Annotated in this window: 13 protein-coding genes and 1 tRNA gene; 11 read left to right on the forward strand and 3 right to left on the reverse strand. The window is 50.4% G+C overall.

The genetic code is table 11. The features are described 5' to 3' along the window. Positions 1-15 precede the first annotated feature (15 nt). The 7 genes from BUB16_RS03570 to BUB16_RS03600 all read left to right on the forward strand — a co-directional run bounded on the left by BUB16_RS03570 (position 16) and on the right by BUB16_RS03600 (position 10,540). The gene (locus BUB16_RS03570) at positions 16-1,191 is read left to right on the forward strand and encodes an alpha/beta hydrolase (protein ID WP_211483079.1); all 1,176 of its coding nucleotides are present in this window, start codon (positions 16-18) and stop codon (positions 1,189-1,191) included. Positions 1,192-1,278: 87 nt separating this feature from the next. Further along, positions 1,279-2,685: a hypothetical protein gene (locus BUB16_RS03575; RefSeq protein ID WP_139240173.1), complete on the forward strand. Its 1,407-nt coding sequence runs from the start codon at positions 1,279-1,281 to the stop codon at positions 2,683-2,685. A gap of 54 nt (positions 2,686-2,739) precedes the next feature. Then, positions 2,740-4,926 (forward strand): PVC-type heme-binding CxxCH protein, encoded by a 2,187-nt coding sequence (locus BUB16_RS03580; protein ID WP_073059564.1) that lies wholly within the window; start codon positions 2,740-2,742, stop codon positions 4,924-4,926. Positions 4,927-4,959: 33 nt separating this feature from the next. After that, on the forward strand, positions 4,960-5,331 hold the full coding sequence (locus BUB16_RS03585; RefSeq protein WP_073059567.1) for a high-potential iron-sulfur protein: 372 nt from the start codon (positions 4,960-4,962) through the stop codon (positions 5,329-5,331). A gap of 400 nt (positions 5,332-5,731) precedes the next feature. Continuing rightward, positions 5,732-7,402, forward strand: coding sequence for an N-acyl-D-amino-acid deacylase family protein (locus BUB16_RS03590; protein ID WP_084088013.1), 1,671 nt, complete (start codon positions 5,732-5,734; stop codon positions 7,400-7,402). Between the two features lie 104 nt (positions 7,403-7,506). Further along, positions 7,507-8,502, forward strand: coding sequence for an NAD(P)H-dependent amine dehydrogenase family protein (locus tag BUB16_RS03595; protein WP_073059569.1), 996 nt, complete (start codon positions 7,507-7,509; stop codon positions 8,500-8,502). 499 nt (positions 8,503-9,001) lie between these two features. Then, the gene (locus BUB16_RS03600) at positions 9,002-10,540 is read left to right on the forward strand and encodes a Na+/H+ antiporter NhaC family protein (protein ID WP_073059571.1); all 1,539 of its coding nucleotides are present in this window, start codon (positions 9,002-9,004) and stop codon (positions 10,538-10,540) included. A 150-nt stretch (positions 10,541-10,690) separates the two neighbouring features. Here the strand turns inward: BUB16_RS03600 and mscL are convergent, their stop codons facing one another. The 3 genes from mscL to BUB16_RS03615 form a co-directional block, all read right to left on the reverse strand. Continuing rightward, entirely contained in the window at positions 10,691-11,152 is a 462-nt protein-coding gene (mscL, locus tag BUB16_RS03605; protein WP_073059573.1) for a large conductance mechanosensitive channel protein MscL, read from the reverse strand. 151 nt (positions 11,153-11,303) lie between these two features. Continuing rightward, the gene (gene ftsH / locus BUB16_RS03610) at positions 11,304-13,346 is read right to left on the reverse strand and encodes an ATP-dependent zinc metalloprotease FtsH (protein WP_073059575.1); all 2,043 of its coding nucleotides are present in this window, start codon (positions 13,344-13,346) and stop codon (positions 11,304-11,306) included. Between the two features lie 216 nt (positions 13,347-13,562). Beyond that, a tRNA-Lys gene (locus BUB16_RS03615) sits at positions 13,563-13,635 on the reverse strand. A 342-nt stretch (positions 13,636-13,977) separates the two neighbouring features. Between BUB16_RS03615 and BUB16_RS03620 the strand changes: the two genes are divergently transcribed. The 4 genes from BUB16_RS03620 to BUB16_RS03635 all read left to right on the forward strand — a co-directional run bounded on the left by BUB16_RS03620 (position 13,978) and on the right by BUB16_RS03635 (position 17,635). Next, on the forward strand, positions 13,978-14,937 hold the full coding sequence (locus BUB16_RS03620) for an MBL fold metallo-hydrolase (protein ID WP_073059578.1): 960 nt from the start codon (positions 13,978-13,980) through the stop codon (positions 14,935-14,937). 243 nt (positions 14,938-15,180) lie between these two features. Next, positions 15,181-15,579 carry an HIT family protein gene (locus BUB16_RS03625; protein ID WP_073059580.1) on the forward strand — a complete coding sequence of 133 codons (399 nt, stop codon included), beginning with the start codon at positions 15,181-15,183 and terminating at the stop codon, positions 15,577-15,579. Then, positions 15,576-16,010 (forward strand): type II 3-dehydroquinate dehydratase, encoded by a 435-nt coding sequence (locus tag BUB16_RS03630; RefSeq protein ID WP_073059583.1) that lies wholly within the window; start codon positions 15,576-15,578, stop codon positions 16,008-16,010. The genes BUB16_RS03625 and BUB16_RS03630 overlap by 4 nt, the downstream gene beginning before the upstream one ends. A gap of 155 nt (positions 16,011-16,165) precedes the next feature. Further along, on the forward strand, positions 16,166-17,635 hold the full coding sequence (locus BUB16_RS03635; protein WP_073059585.1) for a lipopolysaccharide biosynthesis protein: 1,470 nt from the start codon (positions 16,166-16,168) through the stop codon (positions 17,633-17,635). Positions 17,636-17,662: the final 27 nt, after the last annotated feature.

Genomic DNA, 17,662 nt, shown 5'->3' on the forward strand with positions numbered 1-17,662 from the left:
AATATTTTATTAGTAATGACAAAAAAATGGTTTATAAAATCATTGGGTTTAGAAATAATGGGAATGTCACTTGACAAGAAATCTGGATTTCTTTTTTTCTTTGTTATCTGCTTATTAAATATCTCATTAAGTAAAGTGCAGGCCCAGTCTGATGAGCATCCTTTTACTATTGAGCGTTCTGCCGACAATAGTATAAAACGCATTTCATCAATAGCCGAATGGGAGAGGCAGAGATGGAGTATCATCAAGGGAATGGAAGAGGTGATGGGTGAATTACCGCAACGAATTGATTTACCCCCATTAAATATGCAGGTTTCTGATACGTTGAGAACAGATAACTATAGCCGCCTTACGATCAGTTTTACGGTTGCAAAAGAGGAAAAGGTACCTGCTTATTTATATATACCTCATCGTAGCGGCGTCACTGGAAAATTGCCTGCAATGCTTGCCCTTCATCCGACAGGAGAAATAGGAAAAGATATTGTCGATGGACAAGGGCTTGCCAACAGAGGATACGCAAAGGAATTGGCAGAACGGGGATATATTGTGATTGCACCGGATTACCCCGGTTTTGGAGCGTTGGAAGAGTACAAATTTGACAGGGACCGGTACAAGTCGGGAACGATGAAAGGAATTTTTAATCATATGCGTAGTGTGGATTTGCTCCAAAAAAGAGAAGATGTCAATCCTCATAAAATTGGGGTTATAGGACACTCGCTGGGGGGACACAATGCCATGTTTGTCGCCGCTTTTGATACGCGCTTAAAAGTCGTAGTTTCCAGCAGCGGATGGACCCAACTCGGATACTATGATACGGGTAAGGCTGCGCATGATAAATATGGGGGACGACTGGGACCCTGGGCACAAGATGTATATATGCCCCTTTTACGGGACAGATATAATCTGGATGATAATATCATACCTTTTGATTTTCATGAAATTATCGCGGTAATAGCTCCAAGATTCTTTTTTTCGAACTCTCCCGTTAAGGATAACAACTTCGAAGTTAATGGAGTACGAAAAGGAATTTCAAAATCACGAAAAGTCTATAAATTTTTAAATGCCGATGAAAATCTCCAGGTGCGGTATCCTGAGTCCGGACATGATTTCCCAACAAAAGTACGCCGTGAAGCGTATCAGTTTATAGATAAGGTCTTTGATCATACTCCTTTCGAGCATGAGATTGAATGAAGAAAATTATCCTTTCATTTTTAAAAAAACTTTAACCATTTCTAAAGGATAAAACCAATATCCCTGGAACTAAGTTTAGTACTACGTATGAAAGATAACTTTGATATAACGACGTATAGGCACGTGTTTATAATCTTTTTGACCTGTTTGTTTTGGGGATCAACAAATCTACTCATAGCCCAGCAACGTACGATGGAGGATCAGGAAAGCAGCAGCCTGGAGGTAGGCTTTGCAAGTAGTAAAATCACGCCGGACCCAATGGTTAACAACTGGGTGACCGGCAAGCCGTACGGGAAGGTACGGGACTCGATTTACACCCGTGCTCTGGTGTTGCGTGCCGGGGATCAGAAAGTCGTACTGCTCCACTGGGAGCTGGTGGATGCCGGTGAGTCGGCCACCGAGCAGGTACGCTCGGCCGTAGCGGACGCCCTGGAGATTCCGTCGGATCATATTATGGTGAATGCCTCCCACAACCACTCGGCCCCGTGGGCGCCGGTCTACGACAATGCACACCGGGGCCTGGAGCGGGACACCTGGTGGGCGGTCCGGTACATGCCACCCCAGCACGAGGAGCCTCCTTTTAAAGCATGGATGGATCGGTTGATCAGCCAAAGCGTGGCCGCGGCCGCCGCCGCCGACCGGGCCCGAGAGCCAGCCACAGCGTGGGTAGGGCGCGCGGATGTCTCCCGGTACCTGCAAAATCGCCGCCCGCGTCCCGTTCGGGAAGGAATAGCGGAATCTCATATGCCTGACAATTATAATTACCGTCACCCGGAGTGGGACCCCAACGTACTGAGCGGGAACCGGACCTTTGGTCCGCTGGACCGGGCGATGACGCTGGTCTCGTTTCGATCGCCCGCCGGGAATATGATCGGCACGCTGTTTCACTTGTCATGTCATGCCGTATCCGTGTATCCCTACACAGACGCCCTTTCCGGGGATTGGCCCGGGGCGGCCACCCGGGCCATAAGCGAACAGCTGGGTGGGCCGAGCATGTTTTTACAGGGAACGGCCGGGGATATTAATCCCTGGCGCCGCGGGGCGGAGGCTGTGCAGATTATGGCAAAAGGGCTGGCCGGATATGCCGGGCGGGCATACCGGTACAGCGCGCAGCTGCAACCCGGAAAACTACATATCGACCGGACGCACGTGGGACTGCCACTGACCGACTACGGGCGCGAGCGCACGGGGCTGCAGACCCTGCCGGCCGAAATACAGGCTGTCAGGTACGGTTCGCTGGCGATTGTGACGCTTCCCGGGGAACCGATGACGGGACTGGGGATGGCTATTAAGGAGCGCTCCCCATTCCCGCAGACCCTGGTGCTGGGGTATTCCAATGGCAATGGGGTGCATTATGTGGGCATGCCGGGAGAAAAGGCCCGTGGAGGATACGAAGTGGGAGAGAAGACGAATCTGGGCACCGACCGGGCCGGATTGATCATGGTGGAGGCGGCCGAAGACTTGCTGCACAAGATGTACGGTGAGACGGAGTAGCGGTGGAATAACTTCCATATAATAAGCAGGAAACAGGACATAGAGAACGATCTCATGAGACAGTATATAATAGTCGGAATAAGTATTTGTATCGCAGGACTTTTGATTTCATGCGGGCAGCAGCGGTATCCGGATTCGTTGACGCCCGGGCAAGCCATTCAGTCGTTTGAGCTGGATGAGCGGTTTGCTATAGAAGTATTTGCCTCAGAACCCCATGTGTTGGACCCTGTGGAGATGGTATTTGATGCGGGCGGTAATGCCTACGTGATAGAAATGGCAGACTATCCGTTCAAATCCGATACGCTCGATGACAGTCAAGTTGTCGGGAGCATCAGTCAGTATCCCATCAACTCGGAGATCGCTGAAGCGGGGGGACGCATTCGGCTGCTGGTGGATTCGGATAATGACGGGCAGATAGATGAGTCCACCATATTTGCCGATAGCATATCAGAGGGGACCAGTATTTTGCCATGGAAAGAGGGATTGTTGGTAACAAGTGCTCCCCATATCCTTTACTATAAGGATACCACCGGAGACGGTCGCGCCGACACCAGGGAGGTGCTTTTTACGGGATTTTCCAAAGATAATATGCAGTCTCAAATTACAAGCCTGCGATTTGGCGTGGATAACTGGATCTATGCCTCCAATGACGGCCGTCCCGGGGAAGTCCGGTTTAACCGGCGTCCGGAGGCCGCTCCGCTGCCGGTGCAGGGAGCTGATTTTCGTTTTCGGCTGGACCGCGGCGAGTTTGAAACGGCCACCGGGGCCGGTCGGGTTGGACGCACATTCAATGACTGGGGACATCGGTTTATGAGCGCTGCTGTCCCGCACATAAGATATGCGGTCATCCCCCGGAGATATTTGAAGCGCCACGAGCACCTTGCCTCTCCTGTTGCCATTGACAATATCAATGATCACGGGCTGCGTATGTTCCAGCTGACCCAGGCGCCCTACTGGCGGGTTGAACGAACCAAGCGCCGCCAGCAGCGCTACGATGAGGCGGGCCTGGACAGGACGGAATATGCCGAGGACCACTTTACCGGTGCCACGGGGGGAACCTATTACGGCGCCCACGCGTTCCCGGAGGAGTTCTACGGGAACGTTTTTACGGGCGAGTCGGCCGGGAACCTGGTCCACCGGGATATACTGAGACTGGACGAAGACAGCGTTACGTATACTGCAAGCCGCAGCGAGGAGGAGACTGACCGGGAATTTTTGGCCTCTGGGGATCCGTGGTTTCGTCCGGTAACGCTTACCGTGGGCCCGGATGGCTACCTGTATGTTATCGACATGTACCGCCAGCATATTGAGCATCCGGTCGCCATCGATGAAGATCTGAAAACGGATATTGATTTTTCCCGGGGACGAGAACAGGGGCGTATTTACCGTATTGTTCCGAAAGGTGAGGATACAGAGAAAAGAATATCCGCAAACCTGAAGGAGATGGATAATGGAGAACTGGCAGAGCATCTTGCTCACGGGAATCAATGGTGGCGTCTTACCGCCCAAAGACTGTTAGTGGAGCGACAGGATCGGTCGGTTGTTCCCGTGCTGGAAGAAATGCTCACCCAGAACAAAGATCCGAGGGCCCGGCTGCATGCCCTCTATACGCTGGAGGGACTGGGGGCCCTGAACGAGGGGCTGGTCCGCCAGGCGATGGAGGATGACCACCCCCGCCTAAGGGAACACGGCATGATACTATCGGAACAGTATCCCGGGCTTATCCCGCAGTTGATCGGAGCCATTCATGATACCTCCGCAAGGGTGGCCCTGCAAGCGAGCCTGAGTTTGGGACAATTTGAAGATCCGCGGGTTCCCTCCGCACTGGCCGAAACGGTAGAGCGGCATGGCCGGGATGCCTGGTTTCGGACGGCGGTGTTAAGCTCCGGGCCGGGTTCTTCGGTGGAGCTGATGGACAAGCTGTTCAGTCGAGAATCATTCTATGAACAAATAGATCCATGGGAAAAAACGTTTTTAAAAAACCTCTGCTTTGCAATCGGTTCGCGTAATGCGGAAAGGGAGGTCATAGCCATGTTAGATCTTTTATCTCAATTAGATACAAGTAACCGGCAAACCTGGCAAGTGATCAGCCTGAGCGGATTGTCTGAGGGTCTGGAAAAGCACGAAGATACCCATTCTGATTTGGCAGAAACATTGCAGGGAATAACAGAGTCTGACTCAGAGGCTGAAATAACAAAGAGAATAGACCGGATAAGAACGTATTATTCCGGCTCATTATAACGATCATTCAAATACTCGTGTAATTCAGCAATCATGAAGAACGACGACTATTCGCGGCGAACGTTTATCCGTAAATTTTTTCAGCTCGGTTCCGCCTGCCTTGGTTTTGGCATGGTGGCGGGGGGATGCCAGTCGGAAGACTCCGATCGCAAGGATGAAGGAGATTCCGGGAATAGTTCCGGCAGAGAAGACTGCGAGGATTTATCGGGGATAAACCAGGAGGAAATTCAGAAGCGTGAGGTGTATGGTTATGTGAAGGAATCCTCCTATCCGAACATGTCCTGCAGCAACTGCAGCCTCTATCTGGAACCGGAATCGGGTAATAAATGCGGAGGATGCGTGTTATTCGACGGCCCCGTTTTTGCAGAGGGCTATTGCGATTATTGGGAACCAAACGAATCTTGATTTGTTATTTATATTACTGGCTGCAAAATAGCTATTCACACAAGACACCGAATTAATAAGGCAGTGGCATCCGTTTGTGTTGACATTCCGGCGTTTATACACGTCAAAACATAACGCTCCGGAGAGGAATTGCTACAACAAAATGGACAGCAAGGTAAGCCAGATCCTATAGCAAGTTCATGTATTTGGTACATCTCAAATCTTATTTCAAAAAGCAGGGGATCAATGTATTTTTTTAATGTGATTATACTTGTATGTTATAACCATAAGAACTTCAATGGTTATCTGTATGTAGGGATATAAGAGTAAAAATGTTAACAACAATATCCATTCCACATGACCATGACAGTCGTGTGGGAGGGTTAACGAACCTTGGTTTATTTGCTCTATATTTTATCTTATGGAAGCATACAATGGGAAAATCGAAGACAGTATGGGCTTTACCGTTAGGAAAGCGATCAATAATATCGTAACCGGAGTCTTCTGCCTCACTCTGATTTCCTGCGCCATCCTGTCTGATATGCCGGCAGGATCTGAATATGATTATGATACCATCATTACCAACGGCCGAGTCCTCGACGGCACCGGCAATCCCTGGTATTATGCGGATATAGCCATAAAAGGCGACGAAATCGTAACAATCGGTGAAGTGCAGGGGGAGGTGGCCCGAGACACCATCGATGCGACGGGCCTGTATGTGACCCCGGGCTTCATCGATGTGCACTCCCACGCCGGCTCGGGCCTTACCGATCCGGAGCTCAGCGGGGCCAAACCGTTGCTACTGCAGGGCATTACCACGGTTTTTGTTAACCCGGACGGGGGTGGAGCCGTCGACCTGGAGCAGCAGCGGCGGGAACTGCTTGAAGATGGTATCGGAGTTAACGTGGCACAGATGGTTCCCCACGGGTCAATCCGCGGGGAAGTAATAGGGATGGAGGATCGTGCGCCTGCTCCGGATGAGATGAGGGAGATGAAACGATTGGTCCGGGAAGGCATGCGGGCCGGGGGCTTCGGGCTTTCCAGCGGTCCGTTCTATTCGCCGGGCAGTTATGCCACCACCGGAGAACTGGTCGAGCTGGCCCGGGAAGCGGCCGCATACGACGGGGCCTACACCAGCCATATCCGGGATGAATCCAACTACACCATCGGGCTGGAGGCGGCCGTCGATGAGGTCATTCAAGTTGCCCGGGAAGCCCGGCTGCCGGGAGTGGTTACTCACATCAAAGCACTGGGGCCGCCGGTATGGGGACTTTCGGAGACGATCGTGGCGAATATCGAACAGGCGCGCGCGGAAGGCGTCGAGGTGTTCGCCGACCAATACCCCTATATGGCTTCCGCTACCGGGCTTATTCCAGCCCTGGTGCCGCGATGGGCTGAAGTAGGGGGGCATGATGAGCTGGTTGAACGGCTGGAGGATCCGGAGCTGTTTCCAAAAATTCGATCCGGGATGAAGGAAAACCTGGCTCGCCGCGGGGGTGCGGACCGGATACAGTTCCGTTATTATCGTCCCGATGCCACCATTGAGGGCAAAACCCTGCAAGAGGTCGCCGGTGCCCGAAACAGATCGCCGCTGGAGATGGCCATTGAACTTATTAAAGAGGGCAGGCCCGGCATCGTATCGTTCAACATGACCGAAGAGGATGTCCATCGTTTCATGCGTCAGCGCTGGACCATGACGAGCTCTGACGGGGGACTGGTACCTTTGGGGCAGGGCGTGCCACATCCCCGGAATTACGGTACATATCCCCGTAAAATAAAGAAATATGTGACGGAAAAGGAAGTGATCGATCTGCCTTCTGCCATTCGCAGCATGACTACCCTCCCGGCACAGGTTTTCGGCCTCACAGACCGGGGACAACTCCGGGAGGGAGCGAAAGCCGACTTTGCTATGTTTGATTTGGAACAGTTTGCAGACAAGGCCACGTTTCAAGAGCCGCACCAGTATTCAACGGGCATGGAATATGTGCTGGTAAACGGCACGGTTGTGGTTCGGGAAGGTACATTCTCATCCAAACGCGCCGGCAGGATTCTACGTCATATAGCAGAAAAGGATGATAAAGAACGGAAATGAACGTTTTTTTTGATTGAAGTGTGGAATACATTGATCTGAAATTTATTTATCTCTACACTTAGAGCTCATTTTACTTCACACACATAACCAACAGACTTCGCATCATGATTAACGTAGTACAAATAGGGGTCGGGCCCCTGGGCCAGAAAATTGTAAACTATGCTCTTGATCGAAAAAGCATCGAAATAGTAGGAGCAGTGGATCTCGATCCCCGGAAAGTGGGACAAGACCTGGGAGAACTGTGCACTACCGTACCGCTGGGCGTGACCGTCAAAGAAACGCTGGAGGAGGCCGTGGGTGATCGGGATGTTGATGTTGCCGTGGTTGCCACGCTTTCAAGCATAGAAGACATAGAAGAACAGATTACAGATATTGCAACGGCGGGACTGGATATCGTATCGACCTGTGAAGAACTTTCGTACCCGTGGGAAACACAGCCGGAGATTGCCAAACGTATTGATGAGGCCTGTGAGAAGCAGGGCGTTACCTGTCTGGGGACCGGCGTCAATCCGGGCTTCCTGATGGATTATCTGCCTTCGGTGCTCAGCTCGGTTTGCCAGGAGGTGGAGCGGATTAAAGTGACACGCGTACAGGATGCTTCCATCAGGCGGATCCCTTTTCAACAAAAAATAGGAGCCGGTTTAACGGAAAAACAGTTTGAGCAACAGGAAAAAAACGGCACGCTTCGTCATGTGGGTCTGCCTGAATCGGTGCATATGATAGCGAAGGCCCTTAACTGGACCTTGGACCGGGTGGAAGAAACCCTTGATCCGGTGCTGGCCACAGCTGATATCCTTTCGGGGTATAAGGAGATCGGGCAAGGCCATCCCAGTGGCGTTGAGCAGTATGGCAGGGGATTCGTCGACGGAAAAGAAAAAATAACGCTTCATTTTCGAGCAGCGGTAGGAGAAGAGGAAGCGTATGACAAGGTTGAAATTATTGGGACGCCCACTTTTAGCTCTACGATTGAGGGGGGAATAAATGGTGACATTGCCACCAGTGCGATCACCGTCAATGCTATTCCTTCGGTGACAAAAGCCCGGGCGGGACTCAAAACCATGCTGGAGGTGCCGGTGCCATCATGTTTTTCCGAGGTTTGATTTGATAGCTGTTGATATAAGCCCTTTACTACCACTTTTGGGTCGCCAAAAGTGGTGCAAAAACGACCGACTAAGGGTTCTTCGCCTGAGTGTCGCCCGCTCGAACCGGTAAAAAGGCAAAACTCGCTTTCTCCGGTCGCTCAGACAAGCCTATTTACGGGCGTTTTCGCGGACTCACTGCGGGCGGCTCATAACCCAAGGTCGGGGGATAGTTTTCTTGTATATTGAGTAAGGGCCGCGGGCAAACAGAAATTATCCTCAAAAAGCCTGTTTCTTTAAGAACAATAATTCAGAGGTCTGGGGAATAGTGGAAAAGCAGTTTTTCCGAAAGGATCTTGTCACTTTTAATAAGGAGAAAAGCTCAGTCCTGATCTTTTACGTACCTTTTGGATCAGGCCAAAAGATACAGCGTATTTTTAGAGCAGGCGCAGGGAACACCGGCACAACTTATTCAACCGATAAACATGAGAGTATCAAATGTTAATCAAATCAAGTCTGTATGAATACCATTGGATGGGAGGCGTTCTCTAAAGGAAACCGGATCAATATCGGAATATCACTGCTGGTTATCATCCTCGGCGTTATTTTTGCCGGGGATATCCCCCGTCAGGGCGATCATTTCGGTTTCTGGTCGGTATTGCCGCCCCTGGTGGCTATCGTCCTGGCGTTCTGGACCCGGGAAGTGGTCAGCGCCCTTTTTGTCGGTATCGCCCTCGGGGGTGTCATATCGGGAAACCTGAATATTGTCCAGGAATACCTGATTCCTTCGATCGGTACCGAAGATTTTGCTCTGATACTGCTGGTATACCTGTGGTCGCTCGGCGGACTCATTGGCATATGGACGCGAACGGGGGGGGCTCAAAAATTCGCCGCCTGGGCCAGCGACAAGATCGTCCGGGGACCCAAGACGGCTAAATTTTTTACTTGGCTGATGGGACTTATTTTTCACCAGGGCGGGACAATAAGCACGGTATTAACCGGGGCTACCGTCCGACCCATTACAGACAAACACGGGGTGTCTCACGAAGAAACCTCCTATATGGTAGACTCGACCGCATCCCCGGCCGCTACGGTCATCCCGTTTAATGTTTGGCCGATTTATATCGGAGGACTGGTGGTCGGGACCATCCCTATGTTTGAGACCTCGCAAGATGGGATTGCTTTCTTCTTTTCCGCGTTGCCGTTTAACTTTTACGGTATTTTTGCCCTGGTTGTGACCCTTCTCTTTGCGTGGGAGCTCCTGCCCTGGATCCCCGGGAAAAAAATGAGGGCGGCGATCAAGCGTGCTAAAGAGACCGGCAAATTGGACCGGGACGAATCCGAGCCGCTGGCCGCCACCGAACTCACGGAGATGAAGGTTCCTGACGATTATCAACCCGGATTGGTTGATTTTTTCGGCCCCATCGGCACCCTACTGGGGATTGCGATCATTCCCTATATTGTTACTTTTTATATTATGGGACAGGAAGATCCGCTCTTAATGATTGCGGAGGCCTTTGTGCTGGCCGTGCTGGTAGGGATGTTTCTGGCCCTGTCCAAAGGGATGGAACTCAAAACTGTGATGGAGGGCTTTATCGATGGCTGTAAGGGCGTGACGATCGGCGCTATTATCCTTGCGCTGGCGGTTTCCCTGAAAAGCGTAGCCGATTCGGTGGGCACGGCCGCCTATATTATCGAATTGGTCGGTGACGCCATTATTCCCGCGGCCCTTCCCGCTATCCTAATGCTGCTTTGCATTATTATCGCCTTTTCTACAGGGACTTCGTGGGGCACTTACGCGGTTGTTTTTCCGGTAGCGGTTCCACTGGTCTGGGCCGTACTTCCTGATCCCTTTTTTCTGACGGTCTGTTTTGGAGCCGTGGTGGGCGGGGCGGTGTTCGGGGACCAGTGTTCGCCTATTTCCGATACGACAATCCTTTCATCACTGGCTACCGGCTGTGACCTCATGGATCATGTCTACACCCAGGCCCCGCTGGCTATTCTCGCCGCAAGCATAGGGGCCGTGCTATCGACGTTGATGGTGGTATTTTTTGTATGAGAGAGTTTTCCCAAAACCGCTTTTTTGATCAATGTCGGCGTTACCGGTCGGTTGAAATCCTCACATATAGGCTATATGCTCCGGTTTCAACCAACCTCTGGCCTTGATCTTTAACAAAATTTCTGGTTTTTCAAAGCCCTCTATGAGCCGTTAGCTTTCGGTATCGAGCCGGGAGGTACAGTGCGGGCAGCGGGTAGCCTGTATCGGAATATCGGAATAGCAGAAGCCGCACTTTTTAACGATAGGCGACACCGGTTCAGGCGTCTGCTTTGGATCTCTAAGCTTATTGATATAACGTACCAGCACAAAAACGGCAAAGGCAACAAGCGCAAAACTGATCAGCGAATTTAAAAAGGTCCCATAACGAAGAATGGCAGCGCCCGCCTCTTCGGCCACCTGAAGGGAGGCGTAAGGCCCCGGGGCCGTTCCTTCGCTGAGCACCAGGAACGCATTACTGAAATCGATATCACTGGTCAGCAATCCCAGTGGCGGCATTAGGATATCTTTTACCAGCGACTGCACCACCGTCGTAAAAGCCGCCCCGATGATGATACCCACCGCCATATCAATGACGTTGCCGCGAACCGCAAAGGCTTTAAACTCTTTCCACATGATAATCAATGTTAAGTGAGACTTGGAAAACCATTAAAAGAAATCCTTCGACTATGTTCAGGAGGAGATCCGGTTTTCAAAGTCCTCTTTCTATAAAGTGGAGCAGTCATTCATATGCATACGGAGGAATCGGAATCGGGGAGATCCGTTGTCACTCCTCTTCGCCGGATCCGGATCTGCCGGGAGCCGCCCCTTTTCCATTTTTCTTCTCATCCTCTGATTCTACTCCACCTCCTGTTTCTTCTCCCTCTGCATCCCCCTTATTATCTCCTTCTTCATCCTCAAACGGGCCCAGATCCCCATTCATCCACTGCATCACTACTTTGCCGGAAACCTCCTCTTTTTCCACTAGCTCATCCGCCAGCTTATCGAGGACATCCCGGTGTTCATTGATCGCTTCAAGGGCCCTGTCGTAGGCTGTTTTAAGAATCTGGTGCACCTCCTGGTCGATCTCGCGGGCGGTACTGTCGCTGTATTCCTGTTGGCTGCCCATCTGTTCGCCGAGGAAAACCTGCTCCCGCTGTCCTCCGAAGGCAATATTATTGAATTTATCGCTCATACCCCAGTCCAGCACCATCTTGCGGGCGAGTTTTGTGATCTGCTTGAGGTCATTTTCGGCCCCGCTGGTGGCCGTGTCAAAAATAAGGTTTTCTGCCGCTCGTCCCCCCATCATAACGGCCATGCGGTCAAGCATATATTTTTTTTCATACAGCAGTTTTTCTTTTTCAGGCAGCTGCATGGTGACTCCCATGGCTTTGCCCCGCGGGATTACGGTAACCTTGTGGATAGGATCGGTATCGGGCAGGGCAGCAGCGACAATAGCGTGGCCTGCTTCATGGTAAGCCAAAAGCTTTTTCTCGTGGTCCGACAAGCGAATCCCCTCTCGTTTGAGTCCCATCATTACTTTATCGCGAGCCTGGTCAATATCCTGCTGTTCCACCGCTTTGCGCTTGTACCGAGCAGCGATAAGAGCGGCTTCGTTGAGCAGGTTTTGAAGATCCGCGCCACTGAAGCCGGGCGTGGACCGGGCGATTTCTCCAAGGTCGATATCATCGGAAAGCTTTTTGTTCTTGGCGTGGATCTCTAATATTTCTTCCCGGTGTTCCTGGGTGGGCAAATGAACGGTAATCTGGCGGTCAAATCGTCCCGGTCGAAGCAGGGCCTTGTCCAGTATGTCGGGCCGGTTCGTCGCAGCCATCACAACGACTCCTTCATTGGGTTCAAAGCCGTCGAGTTCAGCCAACAGCTGATTGAGCGTTTGTTCGCGCTCATCGTGTCCGCCTCCCAGTCCTGCTCCCCGTTTCCGTCCGATAGAATCAATTTCATCAATGAAAATAATACTCGGAGCTTTTTCTTTGGCTTTATTGAACATGTCACGCACACGCTTGGCCCCGACGCCTACAAACATTTCCATAAAATCCGACCCGGTAATGGTAAAAAAGGGAACCCTGGCTTCGCCTGCCACAGCACGAGCCAGCAGTGTCTTGCCGGTGCCGGGCGGACCCACCATCAACAGTCCCTTGGGAATTTCCCCGCCAAGCGAATCAAACTGGTTGGGATTTTTGAGGAATCCCACGATCTCCTGGAGCTCCGTTTTGGCCCCTTCCAGTCCGGCCACGTCTTCAAATGTGGTATTGACTTTCTCCGCATCCTGCAGTTTGGCCTTGCTTTGACCGATCTTAAACATATTTTGTCCCTGCATACGCATCTGCCTGAAAAACTGGATGCCAATGATGATAAGGAAGATCAGAGGAAGCCCCCATATAAGAATAGTCCACCAGTTGTAGTCGCTTTCAGGGAGGGTCTGTACTTCCACATTATTGGCTTCGAGCATATCCATGAGCTTTTCGTCGCCAAAAGAGGGCAGATACGTCGAAAACTGGTTGTACCGGGTAGTATCATCTTCAGAGGCTTTAAGAGCAGTTTTCTGCTTAAGCTCCCCGTCGATCTGTTCGCCGCGAACCGTTACTTTCTGTACATTACCAGCCTGAATTTGTTCGCGAAAGGTGCTGTAATCAATGGTGGGGGGACCGCCGAACAGCCCGCCCTCCTGTGAGCTAAAAAGCCAAAAAGCAAGGAGGGTGGCAATAATGATCCAATAGAAGCTATACTGATATTTGCCGCCCGGACTTTTATTTCCTTTTTTATTTTGTGGAGTATTACTGTCCGATGATTGTTTCTTGTTCTCGGCCATAAATATGAGTTAAATAATAAGATAGAAAAAGATTCAAATAGAGTATGTCCCCTTTCAACACAAAACTAAGGGAGTGTAATTCCATACCTCAAGTATACGAATAGCAAGATGGAATTGCGATGAATTGAACAGTTGAAAGTACCATATTCAAATAGTGCTTAAAAAAAGCCCCTGAGGCTATCAACCACAGAGGCTTAAGAGAGAGTGTCATAGATGTGAGTCGGGAGGGGATCGAACCCTCGACCCACGGCTTAAAAGGCCGTTGCTCTACCATCTGAGCTACCGACTCTCCAACTCAAAAGAGATTCCAAATATACGGCTTTAATGGGTTGAATTTCAACTGAAAAACGGGAAAAATTTATCTGCCGGGAGTTTCGGCTGGTTTTGATCTTCCGGCAGCATTAAATTTGACCTAAAGTTCAGTACCTTTTTCCCTTATATTCAGACAACCTCGTTATGCGGTTATCATAAAAAACCGGTCTGACAGCGTACCAACGGACGTCGGTTTCTCCCAATGGCTTTACCAAACGATACTTTCAGGTCTTGAGGACATAAAAAGTTATTTGGAAACCAATCGCAAAAAGGGGTTTTAGATAATAAGAACAGATTAAAAAAAGAAACCTGGTTCGATTTGCAGCTGCCTTCTTTCGCCCGTGATTATGTCTACCCTCTTCAGATCTCCACCCCCTTTGCTGTGGGTGATGTGTTCAGTTATCTTCTCTTGGACGAAAAGATTGTGCTTATTGATTGTGGGCATTATGCCGGGGATTCCCGTGAGCAGCTGAAGTCTCACCTGAGAGAACATGGATTGACGGTTAACGATCTGGATGAAATCTGGCTGACCCATGGACATCCCGATCATTTCGGGCAAGCGGCATGGCTGGCAGACAAGTCGGGGGCGGAGGTGTTTGGACATCCCAAGGAGCGGGTTAATTTTGCGGGAAACAGCGATCGCGAGCTGTTCCGGGATTTCTTTTATGCGCATGCACTCCCGCCATCGCTGGTCGACCAAATGCTGGATCAGTTAGAGTGGCTGCAGCAATACCAGCTGCCCATAGAACCTCAATGGGTCCGGGACGATGAACAACTAACGAGCGGTCGTCTTTCTGTACGTGTCAGATTAACGGCGGGACATGCACCGGGACATATCGTTTTTGACAGCGGAGAGGGACTGCTGTTCGGCGGGGATCTCTTGCTAAAGCAGATCAGTACCAACGCTTTGATAAATTTTGACCCCGATTCAGGGGAACGGAATAAAAGCCTTCTGCAATACCGGCAATCGCTGAAGTGGATGGCAAAGCAGCAGGGAATGGTATTACCGGGACACGGGAAAGGAATCCGTAATATTGTTGAAGTGACGCAGCATCATTTGCGTGAGCATGAACAGCGGTATCGGGGTATTCAGCAACTATTGGAACAGCACCCAAAGAGCCTGATGGAGCTGTCCCGGCACCTGTTTGCCGATGCTATCGAGCAGGGCGCCCTGTTTTTGGTACTGTCGGAGATATTGGGATATTTGGACTGGGGAGAGCGGGAAGGGACCATTCGGCAAGTAAATACATCGGGAGGGATTCTGTATGAAAAGATATAGTTTTAGGAATTGGGAATTGGGAATCAAGAATGGAGAGCCGGGAGCTTGAAATTGGAAAGTGCAAATTTCAAATTGAAAATGAAGCCTAAAAATATGCCATTACGATTTGACAAATAGGCGAGCTATGACCAGATTCCGTAACCGTAACCGTAACCGTAACCGTAACCGTAACCGTAACCGTAACCGTAACCGTAACCGTAACCGTAACCGTAACCGTAACCGTAACCGTAGAACCTGTACCCTATGTCAACCATTTTCACTAAAATTATTGAGGGCGAAATTCCCTGTCATAAAGTGGCAGAAACCGACGATCATATTGCTTTTTTGGATATTAATCCTATTGCGGAGGGACATACACTGGTGGTGCCTAAACAGGAGGTGGATTACTTCTTTGACCTGCCGGATGCGCTAATGAAGAGTACGATGGATTTTTCCCGAACCATTGCCCGTGCGCTCGATGAAGCCCTTGCCCCGCTTCGTACCGGCGTGATCGTGCAGGGACTCGAAGTGCCGCATGCGCATGTTCACCTGATCCCGTTGTATGAAACCCATCAGGTGATGGCGCTGGGACATAATGTCTCCGTAAGCGAAGATCGAATGGAAGAGCTGAAAGAGCTAATCAGTAAACAGGTAACCCTATGAAATTATCCGTACTAAACGGTCCGAACCTGAATATGCTGGGCACCCGTGATCCCGAGCAATACGGGTCAGATACGCTTGAGCATATTGAACAGCTGCTGATCGACACCTTCCCCGATGATGAAATGGTTTTCTTCCAGAGTAATCTGGAGGGCGAGCTTGTAGAGGCGATCCAGTCCCTTTTGAAAAGCGACGTAGACGGACTCATAGCTAACTTTGGCGGTTACTCACACACGTCGGTAGCCATTCGCGATGCCCTGGAACTGCTGGAAATACCGATCGTGGAGGTCCACCTGTCCAATATTCATGCGCGCGAAGAATTCCGCGAGCAAACGCTCACCGGCAGCGTCGCCAATGGCATTATTACCGGCTTTGGGAAACACAGCTACGTCTTGGGCGTATATGCCATGGAAAGACTGTTGGGAAATAGCTAAAAGCTGAATATCCGCGCAACTCAAGTTGTTTATCTGTTATTTCACTGGACCGGAATAAAAAAATTTATATCACATTCAGGTTAATAGACTGTAAGACGATCGGTTCATTCAGGTTCAGGGGCGTGAAAAAGGCATTCTTATAACGAACATTCACCTTGAAAAAACTTAAAGAACTTCTTTCCGACACGCTTGTTTACGGTATCAGCAGTGTTCTGGCCCGATTTATCGGCTACCTGCTTGTGCCTCTGCATACCAGTGGGGTATTTGAAACATCTGAATACGGAATTGTTAGTCTTGTTTACGCCGGACTCGCTTTTCTGAACGTGATTTTTACCTTCGGGATGGAATCAGCCTACCTGCGGTATGCCAAGGACCGGGACCTTGCAAAAGATGTGTTCAAAACACTTCAGACTGGATTGGCCGGGCTTTCTTCCATACTCGTATTGTTACTCATTTTGGCGGCCCCGTTTCTAATGCCAACTATGAATCTGGAGGCTTCGGGCAACCAAAATTTATATTGGATGATGCTCGGAATACTCTGGTTTGATACCATGGTCTTAATTCCTTTTGCGGAGCTACGGCTGGTACAGCGGCAATGGCTTTTTGCTATAATTAAAACGGGTAACATCCTGATTAACGTTGGATTGCAGTTCTATCTTATTCTGGGGCTGAACTGGGGGATTCAAGCGGTATTTTTTGCCAGTCTGGTGGCATCGGGACTCACCGCGGTGGTCCTCTGGATCGTTACAGCGGATATGTTTTCCGGTTCCTGGGATACGCCGGTCCTCCGAAAAGCGCTCTGGTTTGGCTTGCCTTTTGTGCCGGCGGGATTGGGATTCGTTATCAACGAGACCCTCGACCGTTTTTTCCTGGGTAATTACCTGTCGCAGTCTACCGTTGCGAAACTGTATTCCGCCGATCTGATTCCTGCTGATATTGTGGGTATCTACAGTGCCAGCTATAAGGTATCGGTTTTTATGCTGCTGCTGGTACAGATGTTCCGGATGGCCTGGCAGCCCTTTTTCCTGCGGGAGTCCGATGACCCGGAAGCACCGAAAACCTATCGGGATGTGTTTCGGTATTTCAACGTCGTCGCAGCAATATGCTTTCTGGTGGTAGCGCTGTTTGTTCAGCAAATTGTCCAAATTAGAGTCCCCCTGCTCGACGCCTACCTGGTGGGGGAGGAATACTGGATGGGCCTGCATATCGTACCGGTGCTGCTCGGGGCTTACTGGTTTCACGGGTGGTATATGAACTTCTCTGCCGGCATCTTCATAGAAGAGAAAACGAAAGTTCTGCCTGTTATTACACTTATCGGTGCGGGAGTTACGATTGCGGTTAATCTCGTACTTATCCCTTATTATGGCATGATGGGGTCAGCCGTCGCAACCCTTGTCAGCTACGCTGCGATGGCGTTACTGCTCTACTATCAGAGCATAAAAATATATCCGGTGAATTACCAGATTCACCGGGCCTTCGGAATGATGCTTCTTGCCGTTCTCTGTTGGTATTTCCAGCCCTACCTGACCTACTGGATTCCCGGGGAATGGATGAGCCGTACAATTATGTTGATAATTGGTATAGCAGGCTTCCTGTGGCTATCCCGGCCTACAGGTGAGAAATAGGTTATTTATTATCCATTATTTGTTCAG

It is taken from the genome of Fodinibius roseus, assembly GCF_900129315.1.
Lineage (GTDB): Bacteria > Bacteroidota > Rhodothermia > Balneolales > Balneolaceae > Fodinibius > Fodinibius roseus.

Bases quoted from the DNA above. Each gene is read 5' to 3' on its own strand.
- BUB16_RS03630 (WP_073059583.1), top strand. From the start codon at position 15,576: ATGAAATTATCCGTACTAAACGGTCCGAACCTGAATATGCTGGGCACC.
- BUB16_RS03595 (WP_073059569.1), top strand. From the start codon at position 7,507: ATGATTAACGTAGTACAAATAGGGGTCGGGCCCCTGGGCCAGAAAATT.
- BUB16_RS03585 (WP_073059567.1), top strand. From the start codon at position 4,960: ATGAAGAACGACGACTATTCGCGGCGAACGTTTATCCGTAAATTTTTT.
- BUB16_RS03590 (WP_084088013.1), top strand. From the start codon at position 5,732: ATGGAAGCATACAATGGGAAAATCGAAGACAGTATGGGCTTTACCGTT.
- BUB16_RS03625 (WP_073059580.1), top strand. From the start codon at position 15,181: ATGTCAACCATTTTCACTAAAATTATTGAGGGCGAAATTCCCTGTCAT.
- mscL (WP_073059573.1), bottom strand. From the start codon at position 11,152: ATGTGGAAAGAGTTTAAAGCCTTTGCGGTTCGCGGCAACGTCATTGAT.
- BUB16_RS03575 (WP_139240173.1), top strand. From the start codon at position 1,279: ATGAAAGATAACTTTGATATAACGACGTATAGGCACGTGTTTATAATC.
- BUB16_RS03580 (WP_073059564.1), top strand. From the start codon at position 2,740: ATGAGACAGTATATAATAGTCGGAATAAGTATTTGTATCGCAGGACTT.
- ftsH (WP_073059575.1), bottom strand. From the start codon at position 13,346: ATGGCCGAGAACAAGAAACAATCATCGGACAGTAATACTCCACAAAAT.
- BUB16_RS03600 (WP_073059571.1), top strand. From the start codon at position 9,002: ATGAATACCATTGGATGGGAGGCGTTCTCTAAAGGAAACCGGATCAAT.
- BUB16_RS03570 (WP_211483079.1), top strand. From the start codon at position 16: ATGACAAAAAAATGGTTTATAAAATCATTGGGTTTAGAAATAATGGGA.